The 11941-nt window shown below is 63.6% G+C and carries 9 protein-coding genes; 5 read left to right on the top strand and 4 right to left on the bottom strand.

Annotation, left to right across the window (positions count from 1 at the left end; all coding sequences use genetic code 11):
- Nucleotides 1–6 precede the first annotated feature (6 nt).
- The 5 genes from atpD to glmS all read left to right on the top strand — a co-directional run bounded on the left by atpD (nt 7) and on the right by glmS (nt 6156).
- A complete protein-coding gene (gene atpD, locus F753_RS43580) occupies nt 7–1383 on the top strand; it encodes a F0F1 ATP synthase subunit beta (protein ID WP_003303688.1) in 1377 nt (458 codons plus the stop codon).
- A gap of 74 nt (nt 1384–1457) precedes the next feature.
- Complete coding sequence (locus F753_RS43585) at nt 1458–1886, top strand: F0F1 ATP synthase subunit epsilon (protein WP_003303687.1); 429 nt, start codon at nt 1458–1460, stop codon at nt 1884–1886.
- A 142-nt stretch (nt 1887–2028) separates the two neighbouring features.
- A complete protein-coding gene (glmU, locus tag F753_RS43590; protein WP_023446458.1) occupies nt 2029–3390 on the top strand; it encodes a bifunctional UDP-N-acetylglucosamine diphosphorylase/glucosamine-1-phosphate N-acetyltransferase GlmU in 1362 nt (453 codons plus the stop codon).
- 130 nt (nt 3391–3520) lie between these two features.
- Nucleotides 3521–4303, top strand: coding sequence for a DeoR/GlpR family DNA-binding transcription regulator (locus F753_RS43595; protein WP_023446459.1), 783 nt, complete (start codon nt 3521–3523; stop codon nt 4301–4303).
- Nucleotides 4304–4305: 2 nt separating this feature from the next.
- Nucleotides 4306–6156: a glutamine--fructose-6-phosphate transaminase (isomerizing) gene (gene glmS / locus F753_RS43600; protein ID WP_023446460.1), complete on the top strand. Its 1851-nt coding sequence runs from the start codon at nt 4306–4308 to the stop codon at nt 6154–6156.
- A gap of 67 nt (nt 6157–6223) precedes the next feature.
- Here the strand turns inward: glmS and F753_RS43605 are convergent, their stop codons facing one another.
- From F753_RS43605 to F753_RS43620, 4 genes are all read right to left on the bottom strand, one after another.
- The gene (locus tag F753_RS43605; protein WP_023446461.1) at nt 6224–6778 is read right to left on the bottom strand and encodes a biliverdin-producing heme oxygenase; all 555 of its coding nucleotides are present in this window, start codon (nt 6776–6778) and stop codon (nt 6224–6226) included.
- A complete protein-coding gene (locus F753_RS43610) occupies nt 6771–9176 on the bottom strand; it encodes a response regulator (protein ID WP_023446462.1) in 2406 nt (801 codons plus the stop codon). Before F753_RS43610 ends, F753_RS43605 begins: the two co-directional genes overlap by 8 nt.
- 66 nt (nt 9177–9242) lie before the next feature.
- Nucleotides 9243–9716, bottom strand: coding sequence for a response regulator (locus tag F753_RS43615; protein WP_023446463.1), 474 nt, complete (start codon nt 9714–9716; stop codon nt 9243–9245).
- Nucleotides 9716–11941 (bottom strand): ATP-binding protein (locus F753_RS43620; protein ID WP_023446464.1); only part of this gene is annotated, 2226 nt, incomplete at its 5' end. The genes F753_RS43615 and F753_RS43620, both read right to left, overlap by 1 nt.

Here is an 11941-nt window from a genome sequence, read left to right on the forward strand (position 1 = left end):
CCAAACATGAGTAGCGGACGTATCGTTCAAATCATCGGCGCCGTTATCGACGTGGAATTTCCGCGCGATGTGGTACCGAACGTCTATGATGCGCTGAAAGTTCAAGGCGCCGAGACCACCCTGGAAGTCCAGCAGCAGCTGGGCGACGGCATTGTCCGTACCATCGCCATGGGTTCGACCGAAGGCCTCAAGCGTGGCCTGGACGTCGTCAACACCGGCACCGGTATCTCCGTACCGGTCGGCAAGCAGACCCTGGGCCGCATCATGGACGTCCTGGGTAACCCCATCGACGAAGCCGGCCCGATCGGCGAAGAAGAGCGCTGGACCATCCACCGCGCTGCTCCGTCCTACGCAGAGCAGGCTGGCGGCAACGAGCTGCTGGAAACCGGCATCAAGGTTATCGACCTGGTCTGCCCGTTCGCCAAGGGCGGTAAGGTCGGTCTGTTCGGTGGTGCCGGTGTAGGCAAGACCGTAAACATGATGGAGCTGATCCGTAACATCGCGATGGAGCACAGCGGTTACTCCGTGTTCGCCGGTGTGGGTGAGCGTACTCGTGAAGGTAACGACTTCTATCACGAGATGAAGGACTCCAACGTTCTGGACAAGGTTGCCCTGGTTTACGGCCAGATGAACGAGCCGCCGGGAAACCGTCTGCGCGTTGCACTGACCGGCCTGACCATGGCCGAGAAGTTCCGTGACGAAGGTCGTGACGTTCTGCTTTTCGTCGACAACATCTACCGCTACACCCTGGCCGGTACCGAAGTATCCGCGCTGCTGGGTCGTATGCCGTCCGCGGTAGGTTATCAGCCGACTCTGGCCGAAGAGATGGGCGTTCTGCAGGAGCGTATCACCTCCACCAAGAACGGCTCGATCACCTCGGTACAGGCCGTATACGTACCTGCGGACGACCTGACCGATCCGAGCCCGGCGACCACCTTCGCCCACCTCGACGCCACCGTCGTACTGTCGCGTGACATCGCCTCCCTGGGTATCTACCCGGCGGTCGACCCGCTCGACTCGACTTCGCGTCAGCTGGATCCGCTGGTGATCGGCCAGGAGCATTACGACACCGCTCGCGGCGTTCAGTACGTGCTGCAGCGCTACAAAGAGCTGAAGGACATCATTGCGATCCTCGGTATGGACGAACTGTCCGAGACCGACAAGCAGCTGGTATCCCGCGCTCGTAAGATCCAGCGCTTCCTGTCTCAGCCGTTCTTCGTGGCCGAAGTCTTCACTGGCTCGCCAGGCAAGTACGTTCCGCTGAAGGAAACCATCCGTGGTTTCTCCGGCATCCTCAATGGCGACTACGACCATCTGCCGGAACAGGCGTTCTACATGGTCGGCAGCATCGACGAAGCCATCGAGAAAGCCAAGAAACTGTAACTGGCGCGCCCGTTCGCGGGCGCCAACCAGCCTGACCGGCAGCTGCTGGTCAGGCTGATTACCGAGGCATGAACATGGCTATGACAGTGCATTGCGACATCGTCAGTGCGGAAGAAGAGCTGTTCTCGGGGCTGGTGGAAATGGTCGTCGCCCACGGCAACCTGGGTGACATCGGCGTTCTGCCGGGTCACGCGCCGCTGCTGACCGATCTCAAGCCGGGTCCGGTTCGAGTGATCAAGCAGGGTGGTGACGAGGAGATCTTCTACATCTCCGGCGGCTTCATCGAAGTGCAGCCGAACATGGTGAAGGTTCTCGCCGATACCGCTACGCGCGCCAAGGACATCGACGAAGCTGCCGCTCAGGCTGCCGTCAAAGCTGCCGAGAAGGCCCTGCACGAGAAGGGCGCGGAGTTCGATTACGGCTCCGCCGCCGCTCGCCTGGCCGAGGCCGCAGCCCAGCTGCGAACCATCGAGGCAATGCGCAAGAAGTACGGCCGACACTGATCGGCAAGCGACTTCATCGCGCACGAGTAAAAGGGTAGCCTTGGCTACCCTTTTTCTTTTTCTGCCATTTGTCGGCGCTGATACCAGCTGCACTCTGACGTACGGGTGAGCTGACGGGCCGATACCGCTCAGGAATCGCTTCATGTCTCTCGATATCGTCATTCTCGCCGCTGGCCAGGGCACGCGCATGCGTTCGGCGCTGCCCAAGGTTCTGCATCCGGTCGCCGGAAAATCCATGCTCGGGCACGTGATCGACACCGCGCGTGCATTGCAGCCGAAAAGCATCCAGGTGGTTATTGGCCACGGTGCCGAGCAGGTGCGCCAGCGACTGACCGGCGATGATCTCGCCTTCGTCGTTCAGGCCGAGCAGCTGGGAACCGGCCATGCTGTAGCCCAGGCGTTGCCGAATCTGTCGGCCGAGCGCGTGCTGATCCTTTACGGTGACGTACCACTGATCGAAGCCGACACCCTGCAGCGCCTGTTGCAGAAGGTCGGGCCGGAGCAGCTCGCGCTGCTGACGGTGAAGCTTGACGACCCAACCGGCTATGGACGCATCGTCCGCGACGCGCGCGGCGAAGTGCAGGCTATCGTCGAGCACAAGGATGCCAGCGACGAGCAGAAGGCGATCCGCGAGGGCAATACCGGGATTCTCGCCGTACCGGGCAGCCGTATCGGCGAATGGCTGGGTCGCCTGTCCAACAGCAATGCCCAGGGCGAGTACTACCTGACTGACGTCATCGCCATGGCTGTGGCCGACGGCCTGCGCGTGGCCACCGAGCAGCCGCTGGACGCTATGGAAGTGCAAGGTGCCAACGACCGTATCCAGCTGGCCGAGCTGGAACGCCATTACCAGCAGCGTGCCGCTCGTCGTTTGATGGCCCGGGGCGTGACGCTGCGCGACCCGGCACGTTTCGATCTGCGTGGCGAGGTGGAGGTCGGGCGAGACGTGCTGATCGACGTGAATGTGGTGCTCGAAGGCACGGTGGTCATCGAAGACGACGTGCAGATCGGACCGAACTGCGTGATCAAGGACAGCACGTTGCGTCGCGGTGCGATCGTCAAGGCCAACTCCCATCTTGAGGGTGCGGTAGTCGGCGAGAGTGCCGATTGCGGCCCGTTCGCGCGGCTGCGTCCAGGCAGCGTGCTCGGCGCCAAGGCGCATGTCGGCAACTTCGTCGAGCTGAAGAACGCGACCCTCGGTGATGGCGCCAAGGCCGGGCATCTCAGCTACCTCGGTGACGCCGAGATCGGCGCGCGGACCAATATCGGTGCCGGTACCATCACTTGCAACTACGATGGCGCCAACAAATTCAGGACGGTGATGGGCGAGGACGTTTTCATCGGCTCCAACAGTTCGCTGGTTGCACCGCTGAATCTCGGTGATGGTGCAACGACCGGCGCCGGTTCGACGATCACCGAGGACGTGCCGTCCCATACCCTGGGCCTCGGCCGCGGTCGCCAGCGCAATATCGAAGGCTGGCAGCGACCGAAGAAGCAGTCGTAGATCCGCGTTCGGCGCGGGATGCCGGCGTGCTTCCCGCTGTTGGTGGGTGACGCCGGATCGCCAGCAGCTTGCAGCCCGTAAGCACTTATGTTTTGATTCGCGCCGTTATCTTTCGAATCGAAACATATCTATGTCGAAGCGCAACACTCCACAACGTCGCCACGCGATCCTCGCCTTGCTCAACGAGCTCGGCGAGGTCAGTGTGGACGAGCTGTCGCGGCGCTTCGAAACCTCGGAAGTCACCATCCGCAAGGACCTCGCCGCACTCGAGAAGAACGGCCTGCTGCTGCGCCGTTACGGCGGGGCGGTACAGTTGCCACAGGAGCTGATCGGCGACAGCGTGCAGCCGGTGTCGCCCTGGAAGCAGGCAATTGCCGCCGCCGCGGTCGGCTGCATTCGCGAGCACGCGCGGGTCATCATCGACAGCGGCACCACCACGGCGGCGATGATTCCGCAACTGGGCCACAGACATGGCCTGGTGGTGATGACTAACTCGCTGAACGTGGCCAATGCCCTGCGTGAGCTGGAGCATGAACCGGTGCTGCTGATGACCGGCGGCACCTGGGATCCACATTCGGAGTCCTTTCAGGGCCAGGTCGCCGAGCAGGTGCTGCGCTCCTATGACTTCGACCAACTGTTCATCGGTGCCGATGGCATCGATCTGGAGCGGGGCACCACCACCTTCAACGAACTGCTAGGGTTGTCCCGAGTGATGGCCGACGTCGCGCGGGAAGTCATCGTGCTCGCCGAGGCCGACAAGATCGGTCGGCGCATCCCCAATCTTGAGCTGCCCTGGAGCAGCGTGCACACCCTGATCACCGATGAGCGCCTCAGCGACGAGGCGCGCAGCAGCATCCTGGCCCGCGGCGTCAAACTGATCTGCGTGGCCGTCGAAACCAATCTGGAGACCTGAGCATGTGTGGCATCGTTGGCGCCGTCGCCGAACGCAACATCACCGCGATCCTTCTCGAGGGCCTCAAGCGCCTGGAATACCGTGGCTATGACAGTGCCGGCGTTGCCGTGCTGGACGAGAACGGCACACTCGAGCGTCTGCGCCGTAATGGCAAGGTCGCCGAACTGGAGCAGGCTCAGCAACACACGCAGCTGGCCGGCCGCCTGGGCATTGCGCATACCCGCTGGGCAACCCATGGCGCGCCCTGCGAGCGCAATGCCCATCCGCATTTCTCCGGTGATGATCTGGCCGTGGTGCACAACGGCATCATCGAGAACCACGAGGCGCTGCGGGCTCAGCTCAAGGAGATGGGTTACGTATTCGTCTCGGATACCGACACCGAAGTCATCGTGCACCTGCTGCACCACAAGCTCGAATCGCTCGGCGACCTCACCGCTGCGCTGAAGGCGGCGATCAAGGAACTGCATGGCGCCTACGGACTGGCGGTGATCAGTGCGCGGCAACCGGATCGCCTGCTCGCCGCGCGCAGCGGCAGCCCGCTGGTGATCGGTCTGGGCCTGGGCGAAAACTTCCTCGCCTCGGACCAGCTGGCGCTGCGTCAGGTCACCGACCGTTTCATGTATCTGGAAGAGGGCGACATCGCCGAAATCCGCCGCGATGCGGTGCAGATCTGGGATGTCGACGGCCAGCCGGTGCAGCGCGAGGCCGTGCAGTACCACGAAGGTGCCGAGGCGGCGGACAAGGGCGAGTACCGCCACTTCATGCTCAAGGAGATTCACGAGCAGCCGAAGGTGGTGCAGCGCACTCTGGAAGGCCGGCTAGGCGATCATCAGGTCCTGGTGCAGGCGTTCGGACCGCAAGCCGCCGAGCTGTTCGCCAAAGTGCGCAATGTGCAGATCGTCGCCTGTGGCACCAGCTATCACGCCGGCATGGTCGCGCGTTACTGGCTGGAGGAACTGGCCGGCATACCCTGTCAGGTCGAGGTTGCCAGCGAATTCCGCTACCGCAAGGTAGTGGTGCAGCCGGACACCCTGTTCGTCACCATCTCCCAGTCCGGCGAGACGGCAGATTCGCTGGCAGCGCTGCGTAACGCCAAGGCGCGCACCGAGCAGGAAGGGCGCTATCTCGCCAGCCTGGCGATCTGCAACGTCGGCATCAGTTCGCTGGTGCGCGAGTCGGACCTGACCCTGCTCACCCAGGCCGGCCCGGAAATCGGCGTGGCTTCGACCAAGGCTTTCACCACCCAGCTGGTTGGCCTGTTGTTGCTGACGCTGTCGCTGGGCCAGGTCCGGGGCACGCTTTCCCCTGCGCTGGAGGCCGAACTGGTCGACGAGCTGCGCCGGCTGCCGACCCGCCTGGGCGAGGCGCTGGCGATGGACGCTACGGTGGAGAAGATTTCCGAGCACTTCGCCGAGAAGCATCACACCCTCTTCCTCGGCCGCGGCGCTCAATATCCGGTGGCGATGGAGGGTGCACTCAAGCTCAAGGAAATTTCCTATATCCATGCCGAGGCCTACCCGGCCGGTGAGCTCAAGCACGGCCCGCTGGCGCTGGTGGACGCCGACATGCCGGTGGTCACGGTGGCGCCGAACAACGAGTTGCTCGAAAAGCTCAAGTCCAACCTGCAGGAAGTGCGCGCCCGTGGTGGTGAGCTGATCGTCTTTGCCGACCGTGAAGCCGGGTTCGACAATGCTGAAGGGATCTTCGTGGTGAACATGCCGCATATCCACGATGTTCTTGCGCCGATCCTCTATACCCTGCCGCTGCAACTGCTGTCGTACTACGTTGCCGTGCTGCGCGGTACCGATGTCGACCAGCCACGTAACCTCGCCAAGTCCGTCACGGTGGAGTGACCGGCGAGCGCGCCAGAGAGCGTGTTGTTGTTGTGTAAAGCAAAGGCCCTGCGGGGCCTTTGTGCTTTCAGCCGTATTCGCAGTCGTGTTCCAGCGCGGCAGCTTCGGCGAACAGGGCGAAGGTCTGTTCGGCGGCGAGCAGCATCGGTTCCCAGGCGTAACTGGCAGCATGCTGTTCGAGACGGGCGAGGAAGGCCGGCCAGAGCCTGGCGACCTCACCATGCTCGAGGTAACGAATGGGGACGGTCTGGTTGGCCTGACGTACACGCCGTGCGAGCACGCGGCCACCCAGGCGAGACCCTTCCAGCACGTAGGCGACGCCCCAGCAGCTGGCGAAATCGTTCAATGACGGTATCGACAGCGCTGCTGGAGACGGGCATTCCAGTTCGGCCAGATCGGCCCATAAGGCATGACGGCGCACCCGCATCGGCCAGTCGTCGAGCAGAGCGGCGAAACCGGCGCGCTCCAGCGCGATCTCCGCGGCGCTGAGGACCCGGCTGTGGGCACGCAGGAAGCGACGATAATCGTCTGGCTGCTCGAGGCTGAAGTCCGAGAAGGCGGCATCTACTTGCTCATGTAGTGGCGCCGTGGCCTGTCTGAGGCGTGCGCGCAGCTCAGCCATCGGTCAGGCTGCCTTCGTTCAAAGCCAGATGAATCTTGCTCGCCAGTTGTTCCTCGCGGAACGGTTTCTGGATGATCGAGTAGCCGGCCAGACCCAGTTCGCACAGCTCGGCGTAGCCGGTCACGAAAATCACCGGCAGCTCGGGGTAGCGCGTGCGCACGGCACGGGCCAGTTCGCCGCCGTTCATGCCGGGCATGGCGAAATCGGCCAGCAGCAGATCGACCTCGATATCACCGGCCAGCAGCTGCAAGGCATGGTCGCCGCTATCCGCCTCGGTCACTGCGAAGCCGAGGTCCTGCAGCATCAGCGCGGTCACCTCACGCACGCTGGGATCGTCGTCTACCAGCAGGATGCTGTGCTGTGCATTGTCCTCGCGCGTCCCGGCGCTCACCGCCAGGATCGGCTCCAGCTGCTGCGGTGCCGTGGTGCGCGGCAGGAATACCTTGACCGTGGTACCCACGCCCTCGCGGCTTTCGATACGGGCACCGCCACCGGATTGCTTGGCGAAACCGAAAACCTGCGCCAGCCCGAGGCCCGAGCCCTTGCCGACCTCCTTGGTGGTGAAGAAGGGTTCGAACGCCTTGCTCAGCACTTCCTCGCTCATGCCGGTGCCGGTGTCGGTCACTGAAAGCACCACGTACTCGCCTGGGCCGGGATCTTCGGCGCGCAGTGCCGGTTCGCTGATCACCACGTTGCGCGTGCCCAGCGTCAGACGTCCGCTGTCACCCATGGCATCGCGGGCATTGATCGCCAGGTTGAGGATGATCATCTCGATTTGGGTCGGGTCCACCAGCGCGTGCCAGATGTTGGCCTGAGTGTCGGTCTCGATGCTGACGCTGCCGCCGAGGGTGCTTTTCAGCAGGCTGAGCAGGCTGACCAGGGTGTCGTTGAGGTCGATCGCCGCGGGCGTGAGCTGCTGGCGCCGGGCGAAGGCGAGCAGCTGGCTAGTCAGCGTGGCACCGCGTTCGCCGGATTCGCGGATGTACTGCAGACGTCGCAGGCTGCGTTCTGCCGGGGCGCCCTGCTCCAGATCGCTCTGCAGAAAGCTGGCGCTGGTGAGGATGACCGTCAGCAGATTGTTGAAGTCATGGGCGACGCCGGCGGTCAGCTGGCCGACGGCTTCGAGGCGCTGCATCTGCTGCAGCGTGGCCTCGACGCGTTCGCGCTCCTGGATCTGCGCGCGCAGCTCGCGGTTGGCCTCGGCCAGTTTGTCGACCGCGGCGATTTCGCTGGTGATGTCCCGCGCCGCCGAGTAGATGCGACCGCCATCGGCGACCACCGACCAGGACAGCCAGCGATAGCTGCCGTCGCGATGACGCATGCGATTGACGAAGCGGTTGGTGACCTTGCCTTGGCCGACACGGGCATTTTCGTCCTGGGTCGCCTGCAGATCGTCCGGATGCACAAGCCAGGTCAGTGGGTGCTGCATGAGCTGTTCCAGCGGCCAGCCGAAAGCCTCTTCCCAGATCGGGTTGAGCGCGACCGGCATCATGTCCAGGCGAGTAACGGCCAGCAGGTCGCGGGACAGCTCCCAGGTGCGGTCACGTTCGCGGGTGCGTTCCTGCACGCGCTCGCCCAGGGTTTCGTTCATCTGCCTGAGGGTCTGGGTCGCCAGCTGTTGTTCGGTGATGTCCATCACCACGCCGACGAAGCGCGAGCACTGCTCGCCTTCGAAGAACGCCTGGCCGCGGGTTTCCATCCAACGCAGGCTGCCGTCATCGAAGAGCACGCGATAGGTGGTGCAGAATTCACCACCGTCTTCACCGGCGATGGCACGGGCGATTTCCTCGCGTATCCGCTCGCGGTCCTGCGGGTGGCAGAGGCGTTCGAACAGCGGCATGTCCACCGGGTCCTGTGCGCCGATGCCGAGCATGGCCCGGCAACGCTGGTCCCAGATCAACGTGCCGCTCTGCGGTTCGTAGTCCCACATGCCCAGGCGTGCCGCGTCGATCGCCAGGCGTGCGCGTACCTCGACTTCGCGCAAAGCCTGCTCGGCCTGCAGGCGGCGGCGTCGTTCGTTGACTTCGGCCAGGGCCCGTTCCACTGCCTTGGGCAGAAAGCCGAGGTTCTGCTTGAGCACGTAGTCGACGGCGCCGGAGCGCATCATGTTGACCGCATGCTCCTCGCCGAACACGCCGGAAAGGAAGATGAAGGGTGTTTGCGGTGCCAGTCGACGCGCTTCCTGCAACGCCTGGCTGCCGGAGAAGCCTGGCAGGATGAAGTCAGCCAGGATCAGGTCGAAGGCGCGTCGCTGTAGCGCTTCCACGACGCCGGCATGGCTGTAGACCAGTTCGGTGTGCAGGGTGTAGCCACTGCGCTCCAGCGCTAGCTGGGCGAGTTCGGCGTCGTGCGGGCTGTCCTCGATGAACAGGACGCTGATGTTCTTTGACGCTGGCATATCCATCCTGTCGAGGAAGCAGGAATCATCGAGACGGCCCGCCAGGCGCGGGCCGGCAGTGCTCGTTCAGTTCTTTTCGTCTTTGTTGCGCGCGCGCTTGAGTCGCAGGGAACCAGGTGGCGGCTCGTTGAGAACGGCCCAAAAGATGCCGAGGTCGGAGATTGCGGCGACAAAATCTTTGAATTCGACCGGTTTGACGACGTAAGCGTTCACCCCGAGCTCATAGGCTTTCATCAGGTCGGGTTCTTCCCGCGACGAAGTCAGCATGACCACCGGAATGCTGCGCAGCTCGGCGGTCTCGCGGACGGTCTTGAGCACTTCCAGACCGTCGACCTTGGGCAGCTTCAGGTCCAGCAGCAGCACTGCCGGATTGCCATCGGCGCGATCGGCGTAGGCGCCGGTGCGCTGCAGGTAGTTCAGCGCCTCGGCGCCGTCACGCATGATCACCACTTCATTGGCCAGCTGGCTGCGCTCCAGCGCGATCAGGGTGAGTTCCAGGTCGTGGGGGTTGTCTTCGACCAGCAGTATCGGTTTCAGCATCAGATGTCTCGGTCCAGGAGGGACGATGTGTAGGACAGTTTGGGGAGTGAGAAGTAGAACGTGGCGCCCTTGTCCAGCTGGCCTTCGGCCCAGACCTGGCCATCGTGGCGCTCGATGATGCGGCGCACGCTCGCCAGGCCGATGCCGGTGCCTTCGAACTCCTCCATGCGGTGCAAGCGCTGGAACACGCCGAACAGCTTGTTCGAGTACTGCATGTCGAAGCCGACGCCGTTATCGCGCACATAGACCACCACCTCGCCGGCGCGTTGCTCGGCACCCACTTCAATGACGGCCACCTCACGGGTGCGGCTGTACTTGACCGCGTTGTCGATCAGGTTGCGCAGCACCATGTGAATGAAGGCGGCATCGGCGACGACGATCGGCATCGGCAGCAGGTGCCATTCGATCTGCCGACCTTCGCAGTCAGGCGCCAGCTCCTCGCGAATCGAGGCGACCAATGCACCGAGGTCGACATCCGACAGCCGCAATGCGGAGCGGCCCATTTGCGAGAAGCTCAGCAGGTTGTCCACCAGCGTGCCGGCAAAGCGCGCGGCGTCGGCAATGTTGTCGAGAAAGCGCATACCGCGTTCGCTCAGTTGCTTGCTTTCCATCTCGCTGAGCAGCTCGGTGTAGCCGGCGATATGCCGCAGCGGAGCGCGCAGGTCGTGGGAAACGCTGTAGGAGAAGGCCTCCAGCTCCTTGTTGCTGGCGCGCAGTTCGCCGGCCAGCTGGGCCATCTCCTCGGCTTTGCGCAAGACAATGCCGAGCACCGCGTTGCGCAATTCCAGCGCGCCTTCGATCACCACCTGATCCCAGGGCTGCGCATAACCGCGCAGGGTTTCCTGCCATTGTTCGAAGCTGTGCCGCGGACTGAGCGCGCCGCTCTGACGGTCGATCTGTTTTTCCGGCTGACCGGCCCAGTTGACGGTCTTTATCTGCTCGTGGCGAAACCAGATCAGATAGTGCGCGTGCAGGCGGGAGATGGAGATGGCCATGACCCCGGCACAGTGCTCGGCGAGCGCCGGCATGTCGGGAATGTCGCGGCTGATGCAGTCACTGTGAAACACCAGTTCGTCGCGCCGTTCGCCCAGCCACTGCGCCAGCTGCAGGATCTGTTCATGGTCCGGCGTGTCGCCGACGGTTTCGCACTTGTCGGCGGAGATGATCGCCGCGCCGTCGGCACCGGCGAACCCCAGCACGACCTCGGGGAGGTGGCGGAAACCCTCGACCACGCTGTCGCGATCGGCCATCGCCGCAAGCAGATGGACGATCTGGTGGCGCAGGTCCAGCTTGCGTTGCGCGAGGGTCTCGCTTTCCCGTGCCTCGATCTGCAGTGAGAGGATACGACCGAGCAGCTCGCAGGCGGTGCGCGTCTGGTAAGTGACTGCTCGCGGTTCGGCATCATGGCAGGAGATCAGCCCCCACAGCCGATCGCGGATGACGATGGAAATCGACATCGACGCCAGCGTGCCCATGTTGCGCATGTACTGCAGATGCACCGGGGAAACGCTGCGCAAAGCGGCAAAGCTCAGGTCCAGCGGCGCGCCGGAGCCTGGGTTGAGCGCCGGTATCAGCGGCGAGGGTTGATAGTTAGCGTCCTGAATCACCCGGATCAGGTTCTCGCGATACAGCCGGCGCGCCTGTTGCGGGATGTCGGCTGCCGGAAAGCACAGACCCAGATAGCTCGGATAGCCGGGGTCTGCCGCTTCGGCCAGCACCACGCCATTGTCTTCGGCATCAAAGCGATAGGCCTTGACCCGGCCAAACCCGGTGATGCGTTTGACTTCCCGAACCGCCAGCTGACAGAGCGCTTCGAGTTCGCGGCTGTCCTGCAGCTGGGCGACGAAGGTGCGCATAAGCGGATACAGAGTGTCGTAGGCCTGGGCGGGGTTCTCCGCGCGTTCGAATTCGAGGATCAGCTGTCCGCGATGGCGATGGCCGAGCAGGGCGAACGTCTGGCCGGCGGCTCCGGCCAGGCCGATGCTCACATCGCTCAGGTGAAAGGGATTGTGATCGTCTGCGCTCAGTGCCTCGAGACCGGCTTCAATGCGCGCGGTGGGCAACAGGTCCGACAGTGGTTGGCCGAGCAGTGAACGAGCGTCGATTCCGAGCCAGTGCTGAACGTTTTCGCTGGCCTGCTGCACGTGTAGCTTGGGTTCGCTGACCACCAGCAGGAAGCCGTGGGGCTGGATGCTACCGGGGATATGGATCGGCTCCCCGGCGCC

Origin of the sequence: Stutzerimonas chloritidismutans AW-1, assembly GCF_000495915.1 — a bacterium.
Taxonomy (GTDB): domain Bacteria; phylum Pseudomonadota; class Gammaproteobacteria; order Pseudomonadales; family Pseudomonadaceae; genus Stutzerimonas; species Stutzerimonas chloritidismutans.